The organism is Sphingopyxis sp. (genome assembly GCF_965279755.1).
Classification (GTDB): domain Bacteria; phylum Pseudomonadota; class Alphaproteobacteria; order Sphingomonadales; family Sphingomonadaceae; genus Sphingopyxis.
On record NZ_OZ257261.1, the window covers coordinates 1,930,102 to 1,950,430 of the forward strand.

Here is a 20,329-nt window from a genome sequence, read left to right on the forward strand (position 1 = left end):
CGAACTCAGTAAAGCGAGCCGGTGTTGACGATCGGTTGGGTGTCGCGTTCGCCGCAGAGTACGACCATCAGGTTCGATACCATCGCCGCGCGGCGCTCGTCGTCGAGTTCGACCACCTGCTTTTCGGACAATTGGGTCAGCGCCATCTCGACCATCGACACGGCGCCTTCGACCAGCTTGACGCGCGCGGCGACGACCGCCTCGGCCTGCTGGCGGCGAAGCATCGCGCCGGCGATCTCGGGGGCGTAGGCGAGGTGGGTCAGCCCGCATTCGTCGACCGTGATGCCGGCGACGTCGAGCCGCTCGATCAGCGCCTTGCGCAGCTCGCCGCCGACTTCGTCGTGGTTGCCGCGCAACGTGACCTCGTCGTGCGTATGGTCGTCATAGGGGTAGCGCGAGCCGATCGAGCGTACGGCCGCCTCGATCTGCGCGAGGACGAACTCCTTGTAATCCTCGACATCGAACAGCGCCTGCGCGGTGTCGGTGACGCGCCACACGACCTGCGCCGCCATCTCGATCGGATTGCCGCGCGCGTCGTTGACCTTGATCTTTTCCGAAATGACGTTGTTTGCGCGCACCGCGATCTTCTTGCGGGTCAGCCAGGGCAGCACCCAGCGCAGCCCTTCCTCTCGGTCGGTGCCTTTGTATGCGCCGAACAACTGGATCGCCGCGGCCTCATTGGGGTTGATCAGGTAAAAACCGCACAGGATGATCGAGCCCGCGACCGCAGCCGCGATCAGCACGCCCCATTTCCATGCGACCTCGACCCCGTTGATGTTGGTGATCACCGCCCAGGCCGCCACGCCCGCCAGCAGCACCCAGATGAGCAGCATCAGATAGCCGCTCTGCGTAGCGGCGCGCGTCTCGCGGCTGCGATTCAGCGCCGGCGTTCCACTGTCGACCATATTTCCCTCCGAATCATTCGATATAATGATGATATCATATTTATATCGTTTCGCACGGCGGTCAACGGGATTCGCGCGGGCAAAACAAAAGGGGCCATAAAGACCCCCTTTGCCTTCCCCGGTTCTGTTCGAACCTATTCGGTCGGAAAACCGCGTTTGCGGAGCAGCGCCTTCACGTCGGGGTCGCGGCCGCGGAAGGCGCGATAGGCTTCGGCGCGGTCGGTCTCGTTGCCCGTCATCAGCAGTATGGTGCGGAACTTGTCGGCGACGGTGCGATCCCACGGGCCGCCGGCTTCGTTGAAGGCCGCCCAGGTGTCGGCGTCCATCGTTTCCGACCAGAGGTAGGAATAATAGCCCGCCGAATAGGCGTCGCTGCTGAACAGGTGGCCGAACTGCGGCAGGCGGTGCCGCATGACGATTTCCTTCGGCATACCCATTTCGGCCAGCGTCTCGCGCTCGAACTTGTCGACGTCGGTCACCGGCGTCTTGCGGTCGTGGAGCTTCATGTCGAGGATCGCGCTCGACAGATATTCGACCGTCGAGAAACCCTGATTGAACTTGTCCGAGGCGAGGATCTTGTCGACCAGCGCCTGCGGCATCGGTTCGCCCGTCTGATAGTGTGTCGCGAATTTCGACAGCACTTCGGGCGTCATCAGCCAATTCTCGTTCACCTGGCTCGGATATTCGACGAAGTCGCGCGGCACGCCGGCCAGCGCGGGATAATAGACGTGCTGCAGCAGGTAATGGATGCCGTGTCCGAATTCGTGGAACAGCGTCGTCGCATCGTCGAGGCTGACGAGCGTCGGTTCGCCCTTCGCGCCCTCGGTGAAATTATTGTTGTTCGAGGCTAGGACGTTGCGCTCGCCGCCAAGCCCCTGCTCGCTGCGATAGGTCGTCATCCACGCGCCCGACCGCTTCCCGTCGCGCGCGAAATTGTCGAGGTAGAGGACGCCGACATTCTCGTTCGTCTTGAGGTTATAGACCTCGAAGGTCTTCACCTTGGGATCGAAAACGGGGATCTTGCCGCTATTCTCGCGGAAGCCGAGGTCATAAAGCTGCCCCGCCGACCAGAACATCGCATCGCGCAGCTTGTCGAGCTGAAGATAGGGCTTCACCTCGCTTTCATCGAGGTCATATTTCGCCTTGCGGACCTTCTCGGCATAGAAGCGGTAGTCCCACGGCTCGATGGTGATCTTCGGACCCTTGCCGGCCTTGGCATCGGCGTCGGCGATCGCCTGCATATCGGCGACCTCTTCCTTCACGCGCGCGACTGCGGCGGGCCACACCTTCATCATCAGCTCCATCGCCTTTTCGGGCGTCTTTGCCATGGTGTCGGCCATGCGGTAATTGGCGTGCGTCGGGAAACCGAGCAGCACCGCGCGCTCCTGGCGCAGCTTCAGGATTTCGGCGATCGTCGCATTGGTGTCGTTCGCGTCGCCATTGTCGCCGCGATTGACGAAGGCTTTCCAGACCTTTTCACGAAGGGCGCGGTTGGTCGCATTCTGCAGCACCGGCTGCGCCGACGAGCGGGTGTTCTTGATCGCCCACTGGCCGGTCTTGCCCTGCGCCTCGGCGGCCGAGGCAAGCGAGGCGACGAAGCCGGGTGCGAGGCCGTCGAGCTCGGCCTTGTCGGTGACGAAGGTATAGAGCTTTTCATCGCCGAGAAGCTTCGACGAGAAGGTCGAGAACAGGCCTTCGAGCTTCGAGTTCAGGCCGACGAGCTTTGCCTTGTTCGCAGGTGACAGATTCGCCCCGTCGCGGACCATCTCTTCATAGCTGCGCTCGACGATGCGGATCTGCTGCGCATTGAGCCCGCTCGAATTGCGCTTGTCATAGACCGCCTTGTAGCGCGCGAAGAGTTTCGGTTCGAGGAACAGCTCGGTGTAGAAGGTGGTAAGCTTCGGGCTCCATTCGGCGTCGATATCCTCGACGCGGTCGTTCGACTTGTTCGAGGTCTGGACGCCCCACAGCGCGAAGACGCGTTCCATCGATTCGCCTGCGAGCTGCATCGGCACATGGGTGTTCTCGAAGGTCGGCTCCGCGGGATTGTCGATCACCGCCTGCACTTCGGCCTTCACCTCGGCCATGCCCTTGGTGAAGGCATCGGGAAAGAGTTCGGGGTCGAGCTTGTCCCACGGCGGCACCCCTTCATAGGGGCCCGTCCAGGGCGCGAGCATCGGGTTTGCATCCGCGGTTGCGGCGGCGGGCTTGGCGGCGGTTTCGGCAGCGATGGTCATCGGACTATAACCCATCAGAAAGGCAGTCGATGCAAGCAGCATCGACGAACGGACAAAAGGCTGCGCCTTGCGCGACATTCTTGTATCTCCCCGGGGAAACGGTTTCGACTGAAACCATGTTGCCCCGAGCCTTAACCCGAGATGGCAAAAAGGTGCAAGTCTAGGGGGCGTCGCAATATAGACGTCCCTCCTGCACCCAGCCGAAGTTTTCGAGAGCCGGGTCCTGCGATGCCGTGCAGAAAATGCCGATCTGCGGCACTGATCCGATGCTGATGGCTGCGACAATCAACTGGACGGCCAGCAAGGTCGCGACGGCAGCCCGCTGGCGGCCATCGGTCATGCGCCAAATCCCGGCTGCACCACGCCCGGCACATCGACCCGGAAAGTGAAGAGGCCTCCCGCGTGCGGCTGGACCTTGCGCTCCTCGTCGGTCAGATTCTTGCCCGCGCTGGTGACGAAGGCGGTCCTCATGTCGGCGCCGCCGAGCGCGATCATCGACGGGCGCTGGACGGGCAGCTCGACCGTCTGGAGCAGTTCGCCCCGCGGCGACAGCCGGACGACGCGCCAGCCGTCCCAAAGCGCCGACCAGTAACAGCCTTCGGCATCGACGGTGCCGCCGTCGGGCCGGCCGTGGCCGAACTCGAACTGGTGGAACAGGCGGTCCTCGCCAAGTTCGCCCGTTGCCGGGTCGACGTCATAGGCGCGCAGCGCATGCGTCGGCGTGTCGGCGTGGTAAAAGATGCGGCCGTCGGGGCTGAACGCCGCACCGTTGCTCGTCAGCAGCCCGCCGACCATGGGCGTCAGCGATCCGTCGGGATCGAGGCGGAAGAGCATCGCGCCGGGGTTTGCCTTGTCGCTCGTGACGCTGCCGACCCAGAAACGGCCTGCGGCATCGACGCAGCCGTCGTTGAAGCGCTGTTCGGGAATGCCCGCGAGCGCCGCCGGACCAAAGGGTCGCGGCGTGTCGCCCCACGCGTCGATCAGCGCGCAGCCGTTTTTCAGGCCCATCACCAGCCCGCCGGTCGCGCGCGGCGCGACGCAGCCGGCGGGGCCGGCCAGCTGCATCGTCTCGGTCGTGCCCGTTTCGGGGTCGGTGCGGTGAATGCGATGCGCGTCGATATCGACCCAATAGAGGCGCCCTTCGGCGACGTGCCAGCGGGGCGATTCGCCGAGCAACGCGCCGGCATCGAGAAGCAGTTCAGCCATGATCGCACCCTAGCGCGCCCCGCCGGCGCTGCCCAGCGGTCGCAAACCTATTCGGTGTGGCGCGGATCGGCGCGCGATTTGCTCGTCTTTGCTGCCGTAGCGGCATTTCTACTTGACGTGGACGTAAACGTAAGGTCAGTTGCGCAGCGAAACCCGTGCCGCAAGGGGCGGGGCATGTCGCGTACCGGTTTTCAAATCCCGGACGCCCCCGGGAAAAGGAAAGATGATGTCGCTCGATAACCTCTCGCGCACGGCCTACAGCGAGGACCATGAGGCCTTTCGCTCGACGGTGCGCCAGTTCCTCGAAAAGGAAATTGCTCCCAATCAGGCGCAATGGGCGGAGGATGGCATCGTGCCGAAGAGCATCTGGCCCAAGGCCGGCGAACTCGGTCTCCTCTGCCCGACGGTGCCCGAGGAATATGGAGGGCTTGGCCTCGACTTCGGTTACAACGCGATCGTCGATGAAGAGAGCGCTTATTATGGCCGCGTGACCACCGGCTTCTCGCTCCAGTCGGACATCGTTACCAACTATATCACGCGCTACGGCAGCGAAGAGCAGAAGAAACACTGGCTGCCCAGGATGGTATCGGGCGAGGTGATCACCGCGATCGCGATGACCGAACCGGGCACCGGCTCCGACCTTCAGGGCATGCGCACGACCGCGAAGAAGGACGGCAATCACTATGTCATCAACGGGTCGAAAACCTATATCACCAACGGCCAGAACGCCGACCTGATCCTCGTCTGCGTCAAGACCGACACCGAAGTCGAGCCGGCGTGGAAGGGCGTGTCGATCGTTCTCGTCGAAGCCGATCGCGAAGGGTTCCAGCGCGGTCGCAACCTCGACAAGATCGGACAGGACGAGGCCGACACGTCGGAGCTGTTCTTCAACGACGTCCGCGTGCCGATCACCAACTGCCTCGGCGAAGAGGGACAGGGCTTCATCTATCTGATGAGCGAACTGCCGCAGGAACGCCTGTCGATCGCGGTTTCGGCGCAGGCTTCGGCGCAGCGCGCTTTCGATGACACGGTCGAATATACGCGCGACCGCAAGGCGTTCGGCAAGCCGATCCTCGACTTCCAGAACAGCCGCTTCGTTCTCGCCGACCTGAAGGCGAAGCTGCAGGTCGGCTGGGCACACCTCGACTGGGCGCTCGCGCGTCACCTCAAGAAGGAACTGACTCCCGAAGAGGGCGCCGCGGCAAAGCTGTGGCACACCGACCTGCAGTGGGAGGTGATGGACAAGTGCCTCCAGCTGTTCGGCGGCGCGGGCTATATGAACGAATATCCGATCGCCCGTGCCTGGCGCGCGGCGCGCGTGACGCGCATTTTCGGCGGCACGAACGAAATCATGAAGGAACTGATCGGGCGCAAGCTCTGATCCGCTAATCGCAGGAAAGGAATTCTCCCATGGCTCATGCATATATCGTCGACGCCGTCCGCACCGCAGGTGGCAAGCGCGGCGGCCGGCTCGCCGGTGTCCACCCCGTCGATCTTGGCGCGGCGGTGTTCGACGCGATCGCCGACCGCAATGATTTCGACACCAACGCGATCGACGACGTCATCACGGGTTGCGTGTCGCAGGGCGGCCAGCAGACGATGGACGTCGGCCGCAACGCCGTGCTCGCCTCGAAACTGCCCGACTCGATTCCGGCCGTCACGATCGACCGCCAGTGCGGCTCGTCGCAGCAGGCGATCCAGTTCGCGGCGCAGGCGGTGATGTCGGGCACGCAGGACATCGTCCTTGCCAGCGGCATCGAAAGCATGACGCGCGTGCCCATGGGCAGCGTCGCGACCCTGTTCATGAAAGAGGGACTTGGCCACTACAAGTCGGAGCGGCTCGAGGAGAAATTCCCCGGCATCATGTTCAGCCAGTTCGCCGGCGCCGAAATGATCGTCAAGAAGCACGGCTTCACCAAGGATGACCTCGACGCCTATGCGCTCGAAAGCCATCGTCGCGGCAAGGCCGCGACCGAAGCGGGCCATTTCAAGCGCGAAGTCGTCGGCGTCGAGATCGACACGCCCGAAGGCCGCCAGATCCACCTCGTCGATGAAGGCATCCGTTTCGACGCGACGCTCGAGGGCATTGCCGGCGTCAAGCTGCTTCAGGAAGGCGGCTCGATCACCGCGGCCTCGTCGAGCCAGATCTGCGACGGTGCCTCGGCGGCGCTCGTCGTGTCGGAACAGGCGCTGAAGGATCACAACCTCACGCCGCGTGCGCGCATCCACCACATCTCGGTGACTGCGGGCGACCCCATCATCATGCTCGAAGAACCGCTGTTCGCGACCGAACGCGCGCTCAAGAAGGCGGGCATGAAGATCGAGGACATCGACGCCTATGAAGTGAACGAGGCGTTCGCGCCCGTGCCGCTCGCGTGGCTCAAATATCTCGGCGCCGATCACGCGCGCCTCAACCAGCATGGCGGCGCGATCGCGCTCGGCCACCCGCTCGGTGCCTCGGGCACCAAGCTGATGGCGACCCTGCTCGGCGTACTCGACGCGACGGGCGGCAAATATGGCCTGCAGACGATGTGCGAAGGCGGCGGTCAGGCCAACGTCACGATCATCGAGCGGCTTTGATCAAAATCTCCCCTCCCGTTTGCGGGAGGGGTCGGGGGAGGGCCTGTCGGCTTGCGTCCCCGCCAACATGCCCCACCCAAACCCTCCCCTGAAGGGGAGGGCTTAAACGGAGAGAAAAATGAAACTCGATTCCACCGTATCCGCCGTCGTCACCGGTGGCGCCTCGGGCCTCGGTGCCGCGACCGCGCGCCTGCTCGCGTCGAAGGGCGTCAAGGTCGCGATCTTCGACCTGCAGGAAGAAAAGGGCACCGCCCTCGCTGCCGAACTCGGTGGCGTGTTCTGCGAATGCAACGTCACCGACGACGCGTCGGTCGATGCCGCTTTCGAAAAGTCGCGCGCCGCGATCGGACAGGAACGCATCCTCGTGAACTGCGCCGGCACCGGCAACGCGATCAAGACCGCGAGCCGTTCGAAGGAAGACGGCAGCATCAAGCATTTCCCGCTCGATGCCTTCAACTGGATCATCCAGATCAACCTCGTCGGCACCTTCCGCTGCATCGCCAAGTCGGCGGCGGGCATGATGACGCTCGACCCGATGGAAGACGGCGAGCGCGGCGCGATCGTCAACACGGCGTCGGTTGCGGCCGAGGACGGCCAGATCGGTCAGGCCGCCTATTCGGCGTCGAAGGGCGGCGTCGTCGGCATGACCCTGCCGATCGCGCGCGACCTCAACACCGAAAATATCCGCGTCAACACGATCCTGCCGGGCATCTTCGACACCCCGCTGCTCGCCGGCGCGCCGCAGAATGTTCGTGATGCGCTTGGTGCTTCGGTGCTCAATCCGAAGCGCCTCGGCAACCCCGCCGAATATGCCAATCTCGCGCTCTGCATGATCGAGAATGGCTATTTCAACGGCGAGGACGTCCGCCTCGACGGCGGCATCCGCATGGCGCCGCGCTGATATGCCGAAACCGGAGAGCTGGCGGCTGAATGCCGCCAGCTACCCCGTCCACCTCGATCTGCAGACGCGGTTCCAGGACATGGACGTCAACGGCCACCTCAACAATGTGGCCTTCGCGGCGCTGTTCGAAAGCGGCCGCGTCTTGCTGAACCGTGAAGTCCGCCCGCTGACGGAGCGGCCGTCGAACGAGCGCACGATGGTCGCGGCGGTCGAGATCAACTATCTCGCCGAGGGCAATTTCCCCGACCCCGTGCTGATCGCGACCGGTATCGGCCGCCTCGGCACCTCGAGCTGGACGATCGTCCAGGCGATGTTCCAGAACGGCCGCTGCATCGCGACCTGCGACACGGTAGTCGTGTGCCGTACCGACGGCGAAGCGAAACCGCTGCGCGCGGAGATGGTCGCGGAGCTGAAAGCGAAGCTGGCGAAGCCGGCCTGATTTTTCGTCATTGCGAGGAGCCGCAGGCGACGCGGCAATCTCCAGCTATCGACCTTCGGAAAGATCGATTGCTGGAGATTGCTTCGCTTCGCTCGCAATGACGAGGTGAGTTACAGCTTCTTGTCCGCATCGGGCACCGACCGGATCAGGTCGCGTGCGAAGCCGATCAGCCCGATCTGGCGGCGGCGCTTCAACCGCTCGGCGCGCAGGATCGCACGGACCTCGTCGAAGCAGCCGTCGACATTGTCGTTGATCAGCACATAGTCATAGCCGTCCCAGTGGCTGATCTCGTTCGCGGCGCGCTCCATCCGTGCGGCGATCACCTCGTCGCTGTCGGTGTTGCGGCTGCGCAGGCGGCGTTCGAGTTCTTCCATCGTCGGCGGCAGCACGAAGACGCGCACGACGTCGGGGCCGGCCTCCTGATAAAGCTGCTGCGCGCCCTGCCAGTCGATGTCGAACAGGACGTCCTTGCCCGCCGCGAGCAGTTCTTCGACCGGCGCGCGCGGCGTGCCGTAACGGTGGCCGAAGACGTGCGCCCATTCGAGGAACTCGCCGTCGGCGGCCATCTTCTTGAAGGTTTCGGTGTCGACGAAATGATAATGGACGCCGTCGACCTCGCCGGGGCGCGGCGGGCGGGTGGTCGCGGAGATCGAAAGCGCGATGTCGCTGTCGGCATCGAGCATCATGCGCGAGATGGTGGTCTTGCCCGCGCCCGAGGGCGAGGAAAGGACGAACAACACGCCGCGGCGGTTCAGATGGACGCTTTCGGTCATGCGCGCTAATTGCGCGATGAGGCGCGGTGGTCAAGGGGCAGGGCGGATGGCCGGGATTTCACGAAAAGGCTGGCTGGTCGCGGGCGCGTTGCTGGCGTTGCTCGCCGCCATCCTGATCGCGATGGGCCGCCCGCCGATCTGCCCGTGCGGTACGGTCAGCCTGTGGCACGGGACGGTCCAGTCGAACCAGAACAGCCAGCAGATTTCCGACTGGTACAGCTTCAGCCACGTCATCCACGGCTTCATCTTCTTCGGGCTGTCGCGGCTGCTCATGCCGCGCGCGCCCCTCTGGGCGGCGCTGGCGGTCGCGATCGGGATCGAGGGCGCGTGGGAAATTCTCGAAAACTCGCCGATCATCATCGACCGCTATCGCGAGGTCACGATGGCCTATGGCTATTCAGGCGATTCGGTCCTCAACTCGGTGTCCGATGCCGGCTTCATGATGCTCGGTTTCCTTGCCGCAAGCCGGATGCGCTGGTGGGCGACGCTGGGAATCGCGATCGCGTTCGAGCTGTTCACCCTGTGGGCGATCCGCGACAATCTGACGCTCAATGTCCTGATGCTGGTTTCGCCCATCGAGGCGGTGAAGGACTGGCAGGCCGGCGGCTGACCCGGCGGGTGGACGCCTCCACCCCGCCGGAGGGACCCGGCGGGGCTTTGGGCGGACCCGGTTGCCAAACGGGGGATGGCATGTTCGGGGTCAGCAATTCGGATCGACGCGCGCGTCAGAGGCGGCAGCGCAGCGTGCGGTTGCCGCTGGCGCGATAGGTGTCGGTGCGCGGATTGTAGGAACGGAACTTCACCTGGCAGGCGCGAACGTGGCGATACCATTCGCCCTGCTTGGTGAAATGCTTCGGCGGCGCGGGCGGCTTGGCGCCCCAGCCGCTGTTCCACTGACCAAAGCGCGTGTCGGCTTTCGGCGTTTCCTTTTTCGGCGGGGTTTGCTGGTGGCCTGCCTGCGGCCGGCCCTGAGCCGCGACCTGCGGTGCCATGGCCAGGCCGACCGCCGTCAGGGCGCCGGCGAGCATATGCCGGATATTCATCGTCATTCTCCTTTTCGGGGGGGATCGGAGGCGCGCGCCGACGGAAGGTCGGGCGCTTCGCTGGCGGTGACCGCGCCGTCACGGTCGCGGTCCCAGGCGTCGAGCATCGCGGCAGCGGGCGCCACAAACTCGGCGCGCGAAATGAAGCCGTCGCCGTTGCTGTCTTCGGGCTGCGGAAAGGGGAAGCCGCCGCCCATGTCCGGCGGAGGGGGAGGGCCGTTGGGATGCGCGCCGTCCGGGTGTGCGCCGCCGGGTGGAGGCCCCGGCGGAGGCCCCGGAGGGCGCCCGCCGGGACCGCCCGGCGGCGGACCGCGGAATGTGCCCGCGACCCGGGGTCCACGGGGACCGCCGCCGTTTGTCTGTTTCAGCTGCTCGATAGAGATCTGGCCGTCGCTATCGGCGTCGAGCACCGAGAAGCGTGCGTGGAGAAGGGTTTCGAGTTCGTCGAGCGTCACGCGGCCGTCGCCATCGACGTCGGCGAGCATGAAGCCGCGATGGTCGGGAGGTGGTGGTGCAGGTGGAGCCGGGGGTTGCGCGGCAGCGACGGTGGCTGTCAGCAATGGTGCGAGGACGAACGGCACGCGAAGCATCGGCATTCCTTGTCAGCGACGCATCGTTGCGCCGACAGGAACGCTAGGGGCCGCACCTTGCGGCCGGATGTCGGCCATGTTTCACAATGTTGCGAAACAATGCCGCTTTGTCGCCGGAGGGCCGCGTGCGGCCGGCCTAGTGGACTGCGCTGCCGTGCCCGTTGCTCGAAACCGGAATGGCAGGCGGCAGCGCATCGCCGATCGTCTGCCCGTCGGTGGGCAGGGTCGCGGTTCCGGCATAGGTGTCGACGACGCCGGCGCGGGTCAGCTCCGGATCGGCCAGATGCGCCTCTTCGGCGGCCTTGCGGGCCTCGGCACGGTCGGCCCATTTCTTGGTGAGATAGGCGGCCGCGGCTGTCGCGGCGAGCGCGGCATAGCGCTGCGGAAACAGGCGGCGCGCCGCGAACAGCGTGCCCGCGCCGATGACAGCGCCTGCGATGGGGTGGCCACCCTTCTGGCGACCGATGGCGCTTCCGAGAACGCCGCCTACGATGCGACCGATCATCTTCATCTTCCTTCCTCCCCCCCATAATCCGCAGAAGGCCGGCTTGGTTCCGGTTCAGCGGTCCGGGCCGAGCATCGCGCGCGGGTCGACCACCCGGTCGAACGTCACGCCATCGACATAGCCGAGTTCGAGCGCGGCGTCGCGCAGCGTCGATCCGCTTTCATGCGCGTGCTTTGCGATCTTCGCGGCCTTGTCGTAGCCGATCTCGGGCGCGAGCGCGGTGACGAGCATCAGCGAGCGGTCGACAAGTTCGGCGATCCGGCCTTCATTTGCCTGCAGCCCTTCGACGCAGCGCTCGGCAAAGCCTTCCATTCCGGTCGCGAGGAGGTCGATCGAGCGCAGGATATTGGCGCCGATCAGCGGCTTGAAGACGTTGAGCTCCAGATGCCCCTGCATCCCGCCGACGGTGACCGCCTGATGATTGCCGATCACCTGCGCCGCGACCATCGTCAGCATCTCGCACTGGGTCGGATTGACCTTGCCCGGCATGATCGAGCTGCCGGGCTCGTTCGCGGGCAGATCCAGCTCGCCAAGCCCCGCGCGCGGGCCCGATCCGAGGAGGCGGATGTCGTTAGCGATCTTGGTGAGCGCGACGGCGAGGGTGTTGAGCGTTCCCGATAGCTGAACCAGCGGGTCGTTCGAAGCAAGGGCCTCGAACTTGTTGGCGGCCGATGCAAAGCCAAGCCCGGTTATTTCACTGAGCTCCGCCGCGATGTCTTCACCGAAATTGTGGGGGGCATTAAGCCCCGTTCCTACCGCCGTGCCGCCTTGTGCCAGCGCCAGAATCTCCTCCTGCGCTTGATTTATCCGGTACGCGCATCGGCTTAGCTGTTGAGCGTAGCCCGAGAATTCCTGCCCGAGCGTAAGAGGCGTTGCGTCCTGCAGATGGGTACGCCCGATCTTGACGATACCGTCCCACTGCATGACCTTTTCCATCAACTCGTGGATCAGGAGGCCGAGCGCCGGCTTCAGACGTTTTTCAACCGCGATTGTCGCCGCGACATGCATCGCCGTCGGAAAGCTGTCGTTCGACGACTGGCTGCGGTTGACGTCGTCATTGGGGTGAACGGGCGTCTTGCCGCCGCGCGTGCCGGTCAGCATCTCGTTGGCGCGGCCCGCGATCACCTCGTTGGCGTTCATATTGCTCTGGGTGCCGCTGCCGGTCTGCCAGATGACGAGCGGGAACTGTTCGTCATGCTCTCCCGCGACGACCTCTGCCGCAGCCGCCTCGATCGCATCGGCCTTGTCCGCCGTCAGCCCGTGCTTGCGGTTCACCCTTGCGGCGGCCTGCTTGACGAGCGCGAGCGCGTGGACGATCTCGATCGGCATCCGCTCGCGCGCGCCGAAGGGGAAGTTCTCGATCGAGCGCTGGGTCTGCGCGCCCCAATAGGCATTGGCCGGCACCGCGATCTCGCCGATGCTGTCGCTCTCGATCCGCGTTTCGCTCATAGAATCAACATCCTTGTCACCAGAAGCGCGCTCGCCCAGATCATCGCGACCAGACCGAGCAATTGCCAATAACCCCCGTCGCCGATGCGGCGGCGCAACCAGGCGGCGGCGAGCCACACGATCACCAGTGCGGGGGTCAGGACGATCAGGCTGAAGCGCAGCAGGCCGTCGGCGATCTGGCTTTGCGCATAGCCATCCTCGAACAGGGCATAGCCTTCGACCCCCCACCAGAAGGCGCCGGTCAGGACGAGCATCCCCGCAAGGGCCCAATATTGCCAGAAACGGCTGGGGGGCCAGTTGGCACCCACCGCGCTACCTCTTCTTGCCGAAGTCCACGGTGACGACGTTCGATCCGTCCTCGCTCGACACCTCGGGGCGATCATTGTCGGCTTCGTCATGCGGCTCGGGCGCCTCGACATCGTCGTCGGCAACCTGGAACTGCAGCCCGAAATCGACCGACGGATCGACGAAGGCGGTGATCGCGGCATAGGGAATCGTCAGGATCGACGGCGTCTGGTTGAACGACAGACCGACGCTGAAATGATCCTCCGCGACCGTCAGATCCCAGAAACGATTCTGAAGCACGATGGTCATTTCGTCGGGGAACTTCGCGATCAGATGCGCCGGAATGTCGACCCCGGGTGCCTGCGTCTTGAAGGTGATGTAGAAATGATGCTCACCCGGCAGATGATCCGATCCCTCGATCTGGGACAGCACGCGGCCGACCACGGCACGCAGCGCATCCTGCACGATTTCGTCATAGGGAATCAGGCTGTCGCGGACATCGTCACTCATGCGGCGGAAATGAACGCGGCGCGGGCGGGGGTCAAGGGGGGAGAATCGCCTTGCAACGCGAAACAGAGCCACTAAGGCGTCGGCCATGCGAACCGCCACTGTCCAGCGCACGACCAAGGAAACGGATATCGCGATTGCCGTCAATCTTGACGGAACGGGCGATTATTCGGTGTCCACCGGTATCGGTTTCCTCGATCATATGGTCGAGCAATTGTCGCGCCACTCGCTGATCGACATCTCGATGCAGGTGAAGGGCGACCTTCATATCGACCAGCATCACACCGTCGAAGACAGCGCGCTCGCGCTCGGCGAGGCGGTCGCCAAGGCGCTCGGCGACAAGCGCGGCATCGCGCGCTACGGCGAGGCGCATGCGCCGATGGACGAGACGCTGACGCGCTGCGTCCTCGACATTTCGGGGCGCCCGCACTGCGTCTACAAATCCGGCTTCTCGCAGCCGCGGCTCGGCGAGATGGATACCGAGATGTTTCCGCACTGGTTCCACAGCTTCGCGCAGACCGCCGGGATCACGCTGCACATCGAGACGCTGTATGGCGAGAACAACCATCACATCGCCGAGAGCATGTACAAGGCGCTCGCACGTGCGCTGCGTCAGGCGGTCGAGATCGACCCGCGCAAGGGCGATGCGATCCCGTCGACCAAGGGCGTTCTCTAGAGGCCGTTCATGAGCGTTGTTGCCCTGATCGACTATGGCGCGGGCAATCTTCGCTCGGTGCATAATGCGCTCGTCGCGGCGGGCGCGGAGAATGTTGCCGTCACCGCCGATCCCGACGTTGTTGCGAAAGCCGACCGTATCGTGTTGCCCGGCGTCGGTGCATTCGCCGCCTGCATGAACGGCCTGTCGGCTATCGACGGGATGATCGAGGCGATGGGCCAGCGTGTGCGCGGCGACGGCGCGCCCTTCCTCGGCATCTGCGTCGGCATGCAATTGCTCGCCGATGCGGGCGAGGAACATGGTCGGCACGCGGGACTGGGCTGGATCGGTGGTACTGTCCGCGCCTTCGATCCCGCGCCGGGGCTGCGCATTCCGCACATGGGCTGGAACGATGTCGTGCCGGGCTTCGCGCATCCGGTGATCGCGGCGGGCGAAGCCTATTATCTGCACAGCTATCATTTCGCCGATGCGGTCGATGTCGCCGCGACCAGCAGCCATGGCGGGGCTTTCACCGCTGCGGTGGCGAAGGACACGATCGTCGGCGTTCAGTATCACCCCGAAAAGAGCCAGGCCTATGGCCTTGCGACCCTGGAAAGATTTCTCGCATGGCGCCCCTGATCCTCTTCCCTGCGATCGACCTCAAGGGCGGGCAGGTGGTGCGGCTTGCCGAGGGCGATATGGCGCGCGCGACCGTCTATGGCGACGATCCGGCTGCGCAGGCGCGGCTGTTCGCCGATGCGGGCGCATCGCACCTGCATGTCGTCGATCTCGACGGTGCCTTTGCGGGTGCGAGCGTCAACGGCGCGGCAGCCGAAAGCATCATCGCGGCCTTCCCCGGCAAGGTGCAGGTCGGCGGCGGTATCCGCGACCGCGCGGGCGTTGACCGCTGGCTGGCGCTCGGCGTCGAGCGCGTCATCATCGGCACCGCGGCGCTGAAGGATCCCGAATTCGTGAAGTCCGCCGCGCGCGATTTGCCCGGCCGGATCGTCGTCGGCGTCGATGCCCGCGACGGCATGGTCGCGACCGAGGGCTGGGCCGATGTGTCGGACGTTCGGGTCGAGGATCTCGCGCGCCGTTTCGAGGATGCGGGTGTTGCCGCTCTGCTCTTCACCGACGTCGGCCGCGACGGGTTGCTCAAGGGCTGCAACGTCGAGGCGACCGTGGCGCTGGCGCAGACGGTCGATATTCCGGTGATCGCATCGGGCGGCGTTGCCGACTTGGGCGACATCCACGCGCTGCGCCCGCACGTTGCGAACGGCATCGAAGGCGTGATCACGGGCCGTGCGCTCTATGACGGCCGGCTCGATCTGGCCGAGGCCATCGCGGCGGGGGCGGCATGACCGTCCGCGTCCGCGTCATTCCCTGCCTCGACGTCGCCGACGGGCGGGTCGTGAAGGGGGTCAATTTCGTCGACCTGCGCGACGCGGGCGACCCGGTCGAGGCCGCGCGCGCCTATGACGCGGCCGGCGCCGACGAGCTTTGCTTTCTCGATATCAGCGCCAGCCATCAGGGGCGCGGCACCTTGCTCGACATGGTCAGCCGCACCGCCGAGGTCTGTTTCATGCCGCTGACTGTCGGCGGCGGCGTGCGCAGCGCCGAGGATGCGCGCGCGCTGCTGCTCGCGGGTGCCGACAAGGTTGCAGTGAACAGCGCCGCGGTCGCGCGGCCCGAACTCGTCGCCGACATCGCCGACCGTTTCGGCAGCCAGTGCGCGGTCGGCAGCATCGACGCGCGCCGCGTTGAAGACGGGCGGTGGGAAATCTTCACCCACGGCGGCCGCAAGCCGACCGGGATCGATGCGCTTGGCCATGCTGTCCGGCTCGCCACCCTCGGCGCGGGCGAGTTGCTCGTCACCAGCATGGACCGCGACGGCACGAAGGATGGCTACGACCTCGCGCTGATCCGCGCGATCGCCGACGCCGTCAGCGTGCCGGTGATCGCCAGCGGCGGCGTCGGCAATCTCGACCATCTCGTCGCCGGGGTGATCGAGGGCGGCGCGAGCGCGGTGCTCGCGGCCAGCATCTTTCACTTCGGCGAAGCAACGGTCGCCGAAGCGCACGCGCGGCTCGCCGCCGCCGGATTGCCGGTGCGAGCGCACTGAATTTTCTTCTCCCTTGATGGGCGAAGTTGGATGAGGGTGATGCCGCGTTATCGCACCGTCGGCCCGGACCGCAACCACACCCGCACCGCTGCGACTAAGCCAGCAAGCTGGCAAGTCTCGCTGCCTCCCCCATCAAGGGGGAGGGTTTCTGGATTTCTGCCGGTTGAGGGGTGGCCATGGGGGGAGGGGGCTGCAATAGAAGCCTTATGACTTCCAAACTCCGTCTCGCCGACCGCACCAACGACCTGTTCCCGATCCTCGGCTTTGTCGCCGCGATGGCGAGCTTCGCGATGCCGCTCAACGCCTGGCTCGTCGCGGTCATCCTGATGGGCGCCGTCGTCGCGGCGGTCCACCATGCCGAGGTGATCGCGCACCGTGTCGGCGAGCCGTTCGGGACGCTGATCCTCGCGCTCGCGGTGACGGTGATCGAGGTCGGTCTGATCCTGACGCTGATGCAGGCCGAACCCGAAAAGGCGCAGACGCTCGCGCGCGATACGGTGTTCGCCGCGGTGATGGTAATTCTGAACCTCTTGATGGGCCTCTGTCTGCTTGCGGGCAGCATCCGCCATCATGAACAGCGCTTCCAGCGCACCGGCATCGGCGCGGCACTCGCGACCCTGACCGTGCTGACCGTCGTGACGCTGGTGCTTCCCAACTTCACGTCGAGCGTTCCGGGGCCCTTCTATTCGGCGACGCAGCTCGGGTTCGTCGCGGCGGTGTCGCTGATCCTCTATGCGACCTTCGCGCTGGTGCAGACGGTGCGCCACCGCGACTATTTCCTTCCCGATGGCGAGGAGCATGACGAGCCTGACGCCCATGCCGCACCGCCGAGCATCAAGCGCACTGCGACCTCGGGCGCGCTGCTGCTGGCCAGCCTGTTTGCGGTGGTGCTGCTCGCAAAGAATTTGTCGCCCGTGATGGGCGCGCTGCTCGCCGAATGGGGCGCGCCGCCGGCCGTCCTCGGCGTGCTGATCGCCGCGCTGATCCTCGCGCCGGAGGGGCTCGCGGCGGTGCGTGCGGCAAAGGCCGACCGCCTGCAGACCAGCCTCAACCTAGCGCTCGGTTCGGCGCTCGCGACGATCGGCCTCACCATTCCGGCGGTCGCGATCCTGTCGATCATCACCGACCTGCCTATCAGCCTTGGTCTCGACGCCAAGTCGACCGTGCTGCTCTTCCTGTCGCTGATCGTGTCGGTGCAGACGCTCGCGAACGGCCGCACGACCGTGCTGCAGGGGGTGATCCACCTGATGCTGTTCGCGATCTACCTGTTCACGACCTTCGTGCCCTGAGCCAAGCTATAGTTGTGTGTCCCCGCAAAGGCGGGGACCCATCTCCTGCCGGTTCAAAATAGCACTATCCGGAGATGGACCCCCGCCTTCGGGGGGTACACAGCCTGTTTTTACGACTTCCGGACGAACACCGTTCCCGCCGAATAGCCTGCGCCGAACGAACAGATCAGCCCGGTATCGCCTGCGACCATATCCTCATGGTTGAGGTGGAAGGCGATGATCGACCCCGCGCTCGACGTGTTGCCATAGGTGTCGAGCACCGTCGGGCTCTCATCCTCGCTCGCTTCGTGACCCAGCACGCGGTGCGCGATCAGGCGGTTCATGTTCGTATTCGCCTGATGCAGCCACAGGCGGCGCATGTCGGCGCCCTCCAGCTTCAGCACCGCCATCTGCTCGACGATCAGGTTTGCGACCCACGGCACGACTTCCTTGAACACCTTGCGGCCTTCCTGAACGAAAAGCTTGTCGCTCTTCGGGCCCGACTGGTTGATCCCGCCGTGGCCACGGTTGAGGAATCCGAAATTGTTGCGGATGTTGTTCGAGAATTGCGTCTTCAGTTTGGTGCCGAGAATGTCCCAATGTCCGGCGGGTGCGATGGCCTTGTCCTCGACCAAAATCGCGGTTGCGACGTCTCCGAAGATGAAGTGGCTGTCGCGGTCGCGCCAGTTGAGGTGCCCCGAACAGATTTCGGGGTTCACGACGAGCACGCTCTTCGCGTGGCCGGCGCGGATATAATCGGCGGCGGTCTGGATGCCGAAGGTCGCCGACGAGCAGGCGACATTCATGTCGAAGCCGAAGCCGTCGATACCGAGCGCGTCCTGAATCTCGACCGCCATCGCGGGATAGGGGCGCTGCATGTTCGACGCGGCGCACAGCACCGCGTCGACGTCGCCCGCGTCGCGCCCGGCGCGCGCCAGCGCATCCTTTGCGGCCAATACCCCGATCTCGGCAAGGATCGACAGTTCGTCATTGCCGCGTTCGGCGATGCGCGGCGCCATATGTTCGGGGTCGAGGATGCCGGCCTTGTCGACGACGTAACGCGATCCGATCCCGCTCGCCTTTTCGATAAATTCGACGCTCGATTCAGCGAGTTCGGCGATATCGCCTGCCGAGATCGCCGCTGCATTTTCTCTATTGTGCAGCGCAACATACTGGTTAAAACTCGTGACAAGTTCTTCGTTGGAGATGCGTTCGGCGGGGGTGAAAAGGCCGGTTGCGGAAATGACCGGCTGCGGTGCGTGCGACATGCGAGTCCTGCGTGTTCTGGTTTGAATACACGCTGATTAGGCCCGCTCGTCGCGGCGTGCAACGCCCCTCGATCCGGTGAACGATCACCGACATCATGGTTAACCTGCCACTAACCATTTTTGTGGCAGATTGTCGGATGCAGGCCTCCGGGGGGATGGCTCCCTGGGCGCCGTGCGGGAGCATGACCATGGCGACGCGTTCAGGACCGGCCGCAGGCGACCTGTCCATCTCGGAAATCAAGGAATTCGCAGGCTTCCCGGCCGCGACGCAGCGGTATATCCGCCGTTCGCTCGACATCGGGCTCGAACGCGATGATGCGATCGCCCGCTGGTCGCGTGACATGGTCGAGGAAACCGCGATCCGCGTTCAGGCGCGCGTCTATCAGCGGCTGCACGACATTCGCGGACATATTCCCGACGACAGCGGGCTCGACGCGCTCGAACATTTCATGGCGCCGCTGATCGCGGTGTCGGCGTTCGATCTGGGGCAGGACCGCCTCCACGCCTTTGCGCCCTATCGCTTCCTCTATGAACGGCTGCTCGGCGCGCATGCGCGGCCGTGGCTGCCGGGCGCCTTTTGCGCAGCGGCATCGCTGCCGCACCTGCATCCCGACAAGCGCAAGGTTCTGCTCCAGTCGATCAGCGAAGCGGCCGCGACCGCGCCGGGCTGGTCGGCGCGCGAACCGAGCTTCTATCCCGAGTGGGTCGAGAAGGTCGACGAGACCAAGCCGGCGAACTGAAGTTCAGGCAAATAGTGCGCGGTAGAGGCCGAACGCACTGGTCGCGGTGAGGACGACGCCGACCAGCGTCAGCATCAGCTTCACCGAGAAGCGTTTCGCCATGAACGCGCCGACCGGTGCGGCGAGGACGCCGCCGATCAACAGGCCCAGCGTCGCGCCGGCGATGTCGGCGAAACCCAGATTCCAGATGAAGGTCGCCGAGACCGCGAGCGTCAGGAAGAATTCGACGCTGTTCACCGTGCCGACGACCTTGCGCGGCTCGGCCCCCTGGACGAGCAGGTTCGAGGTGACGACCGGACCCCAGCCGCCGCCGCCCGCGGCGTCGAGAAAGCCGCCGATAAGGCCGAGCGGCGCGATCACCGTCGGCTTCTGGACCTTCGGCGGGTAAAGCAGGCCGCGCACCAGCAGCCAGATGCCGATCGCGACGAGATAGGCGAGCACGAACGGCTTTACGAAGTCGGCGTGCAGCGATGTCAGGACATAGGCGCCGAGGACGCCGCCGATGACCCCCGGAATCAGCAGCTTCCAGAACAGCGGCCATTCGATGTTGCGGTGGATCAGGTGGCTGATCCCGGAGACTGCGGTCGTGAACACTTCGACGACATGGATCCGCGCCGATGCGGTTGCGGGCGGCACGCCCATCACCGCGACGAGCAGGGTGTTGCAGATGACGCCGAATGCCATGCCGAGCGCGCCGTCGACGAGTTGTGCGGCGAAACCGATCAGGATGAAGGGCAAAAGCGAAGAGGGGTCCAGCGCCGCCAGATCGAACATATCTACATCCCAACTATTTTAATAGAGAACCGGCTGGCGGTTTTTTCGGGGATTCGCCAGCCCAATTTTTCTGCTGGCGATG

General features: G+C 64.9%; 24 protein-coding genes. 11 read left to right on the forward strand and 13 right to left on the reverse strand.

From position 1 onward, the window contains the following. Positions 1 to 5 precede the first annotated feature (5 nt). The 4 genes from ACQY80_RS09410 to ACQY80_RS09425 form a co-directional block, all read right to left on the reverse strand. Positions 6 to 905, reverse strand: coding sequence for an SPFH domain-containing protein (locus ACQY80_RS09410; protein WP_428678511.1), 900 nt, complete (start codon positions 903 to 905; stop codon positions 6 to 8). Positions 906 to 1,039: 134 nt separating this feature from the next. After that, the gene (locus ACQY80_RS09415; RefSeq protein WP_428678514.1) at positions 1,040 to 3,220 is read right to left on the reverse strand and encodes a M3 family metallopeptidase; all 2,181 of its coding nucleotides are present in this window, start codon (positions 3,218 to 3,220) and stop codon (positions 1,040 to 1,042) included. 82 nt (positions 3,221 to 3,302) lie between these two features. Next, positions 3,303 to 3,482, reverse strand: coding sequence for a hypothetical protein (locus ACQY80_RS09420; RefSeq protein ID WP_428678516.1), 180 nt, complete (start codon positions 3,480 to 3,482; stop codon positions 3,303 to 3,305). Further along, complete coding sequence (locus tag ACQY80_RS09425) at positions 3,479 to 4,348, reverse strand: SMP-30/gluconolactonase/LRE family protein (protein WP_428678519.1); 870 nt, start codon at positions 4,346 to 4,348, stop codon at positions 3,479 to 3,481. Before ACQY80_RS09425 ends, ACQY80_RS09420 begins: the two co-directional genes overlap by 4 nt. A gap of 226 nt (positions 4,349 to 4,574) precedes the next feature. Here ACQY80_RS09425 and ACQY80_RS09430 point away from each other — a divergent pair, with 226 nt between their 5' ends. The 4 genes from ACQY80_RS09430 (at position 4,575) to ACQY80_RS09445 (ending at position 8,268) form a co-directional block, all read left to right on the forward strand. Next, the gene (locus ACQY80_RS09430; protein WP_428678521.1) at positions 4,575 to 5,729 is read left to right on the forward strand and encodes an acyl-CoA dehydrogenase family protein; all 1,155 of its coding nucleotides are present in this window, start codon (positions 4,575 to 4,577) and stop codon (positions 5,727 to 5,729) included. A 29-nt stretch (positions 5,730 to 5,758) separates the two neighbouring features. After that, entirely contained in the window at positions 5,759 to 6,928 is a 1,170-nt protein-coding gene (locus ACQY80_RS09435; RefSeq protein WP_428678523.1) for an acetyl-CoA C-acetyltransferase, read from the forward strand. Positions 6,929 to 7,046: 118 nt separating this feature from the next. Next, positions 7,047 to 7,829, forward strand: a complete 783-nt coding sequence (locus ACQY80_RS09440) for an SDR family NAD(P)-dependent oxidoreductase (protein ID WP_093510326.1) — start codon at positions 7,047 to 7,049, stop codon at positions 7,827 to 7,829. Position 7,830: 1 nt separating this feature from the next. Then, positions 7,831 to 8,268: an acyl-CoA thioesterase gene (locus ACQY80_RS09445; protein WP_428678526.1), complete on the forward strand. Its 438-nt coding sequence runs from the start codon at positions 7,831 to 7,833 to the stop codon at positions 8,266 to 8,268. 110 nt (positions 8,269 to 8,378) lie between these two features. On the opposite strand, the gene gmk is transcribed toward ACQY80_RS09445, so the two are convergent. After that, positions 8,379 to 9,041, reverse strand: coding sequence for a guanylate kinase (gene gmk, locus ACQY80_RS09450; RefSeq protein WP_428678529.1), 663 nt, complete (start codon positions 9,039 to 9,041; stop codon positions 8,379 to 8,381). 46 nt (positions 9,042 to 9,087) lie between these two features. On the opposite strand from gmk, the gene ACQY80_RS09455 reads away from it, so the two are divergent. Then, positions 9,088 to 9,651 carry a DUF2585 domain-containing protein gene (locus ACQY80_RS09455; protein WP_428678531.1) on the forward strand — a complete coding sequence of 188 codons (564 nt, stop codon included), beginning with the start codon at positions 9,088 to 9,090 and terminating at the stop codon, positions 9,649 to 9,651. Between the two features lie 115 nt (positions 9,652 to 9,766). Here ACQY80_RS09455 and ACQY80_RS09460 read toward each other — a convergent pair whose 3' ends face one another. The 6 genes from ACQY80_RS09460 to ACQY80_RS09485 all read right to left on the reverse strand — a co-directional run bounded on the left by ACQY80_RS09460 (position 9,767) and on the right by ACQY80_RS09485 (position 13,423). Beyond that, positions 9,767 to 10,084: a BA14K family protein gene (locus ACQY80_RS09460; RefSeq protein WP_428678534.1), complete on the reverse strand. Its 318-nt coding sequence runs from the start codon at positions 10,082 to 10,084 to the stop codon at positions 9,767 to 9,769. A 2-nt stretch (positions 10,085 to 10,086) separates the two neighbouring features. After that, positions 10,087 to 10,674, reverse strand: coding sequence for a hypothetical protein (locus tag ACQY80_RS09465; protein ID WP_428678537.1), 588 nt, complete (start codon positions 10,672 to 10,674; stop codon positions 10,087 to 10,089). A 136-nt stretch (positions 10,675 to 10,810) separates the two neighbouring features. After that, on the reverse strand, positions 10,811 to 11,185 hold the full coding sequence (locus ACQY80_RS09470; protein ID WP_428678538.1) for a hypothetical protein: 375 nt from the start codon (positions 11,183 to 11,185) through the stop codon (positions 10,811 to 10,813). Between the two features lie 48 nt (positions 11,186 to 11,233). Continuing rightward, a complete protein-coding gene (gene fumC, locus ACQY80_RS09475; protein ID WP_428678541.1) occupies positions 11,234 to 12,628 on the reverse strand; it encodes a class II fumarate hydratase in 1,395 nt (464 codons plus the stop codon). Next, positions 12,625 to 12,936, reverse strand: coding sequence for a hypothetical protein (locus tag ACQY80_RS09480; RefSeq protein ID WP_428678544.1), 312 nt, complete (start codon positions 12,934 to 12,936; stop codon positions 12,625 to 12,627). The genes fumC and ACQY80_RS09480 overlap by 4 nt, the downstream gene beginning before the upstream one ends. Before the next feature lie 4 nt (positions 12,937 to 12,940). Next, positions 12,941 to 13,423, reverse strand: a complete 483-nt coding sequence (locus ACQY80_RS09485) for an SspB family protein (RefSeq protein ID WP_428678547.1) — start codon at positions 13,421 to 13,423, stop codon at positions 12,941 to 12,943. Between the two features lie 85 nt (positions 13,424 to 13,508). Between ACQY80_RS09485 and hisB the strand changes: the two genes are divergently transcribed. The 5 genes from hisB (at position 13,509) to ACQY80_RS09510 (ending at position 17,486) form a co-directional block, all read left to right on the forward strand. Next, complete coding sequence (gene hisB, locus ACQY80_RS09490; protein ID WP_428678550.1) at positions 13,509 to 14,096, forward strand: imidazoleglycerol-phosphate dehydratase HisB; 588 nt, start codon at positions 13,509 to 13,511, stop codon at positions 14,094 to 14,096. A 9-nt stretch (positions 14,097 to 14,105) separates the two neighbouring features. After that, a complete protein-coding gene (gene hisH, locus ACQY80_RS09495) occupies positions 14,106 to 14,714 on the forward strand; it encodes an imidazole glycerol phosphate synthase subunit HisH (protein ID WP_428678553.1) in 609 nt (202 codons plus the stop codon). Beyond that, entirely contained in the window at positions 14,702 to 15,436 is a 735-nt protein-coding gene (gene hisA, locus ACQY80_RS09500) for a 1-(5-phosphoribosyl)-5-[(5-phosphoribosylamino)methylideneamino]imidazole-4-carboxamide isomerase (RefSeq protein WP_428678555.1), read from the forward strand. The genes hisH and hisA overlap by 13 nt, the downstream gene beginning before the upstream one ends. Further along, on the forward strand, positions 15,433 to 16,197 hold the full coding sequence (gene hisF, locus ACQY80_RS09505; protein ID WP_428678558.1) for an imidazole glycerol phosphate synthase subunit HisF: 765 nt from the start codon (positions 15,433 to 15,435) through the stop codon (positions 16,195 to 16,197). The genes hisA and hisF overlap by 4 nt, the downstream gene beginning before the upstream one ends. A gap of 206 nt (positions 16,198 to 16,403) precedes the next feature. Further along, entirely contained in the window at positions 16,404 to 17,486 is a 1,083-nt protein-coding gene (locus ACQY80_RS09510) for a calcium:proton antiporter (RefSeq protein WP_428678560.1), read from the forward strand. Between the two features lie 110 nt (positions 17,487 to 17,596). Here ACQY80_RS09510 and ACQY80_RS09515 read toward each other — a convergent pair whose 3' ends face one another. Beyond that, on the reverse strand, positions 17,597 to 18,733 hold the full coding sequence (locus ACQY80_RS09515; protein WP_428678563.1) for a beta-ketoacyl-ACP synthase III: 1,137 nt from the start codon (positions 18,731 to 18,733) through the stop codon (positions 17,597 to 17,599). Between the two features lie 188 nt (positions 18,734 to 18,921). On the opposite strand from ACQY80_RS09515, the gene ACQY80_RS09520 reads away from it, so the two are divergent. Beyond that, positions 18,922 to 19,473: a hypothetical protein gene (locus tag ACQY80_RS09520; protein WP_428678566.1), complete on the forward strand. Its 552-nt coding sequence runs from the start codon at positions 18,922 to 18,924 to the stop codon at positions 19,471 to 19,473. A gap of 3 nt (positions 19,474 to 19,476) precedes the next feature. Here ACQY80_RS09520 and ACQY80_RS09525 read toward each other — a convergent pair whose 3' ends face one another. Continuing rightward, on the reverse strand, positions 19,477 to 20,247 hold the full coding sequence (locus ACQY80_RS09525) for a sulfite exporter TauE/SafE family protein (protein ID WP_428678569.1): 771 nt from the start codon (positions 20,245 to 20,247) through the stop codon (positions 19,477 to 19,479). Positions 20,248 to 20,329: the final 82 nt, after the last annotated feature.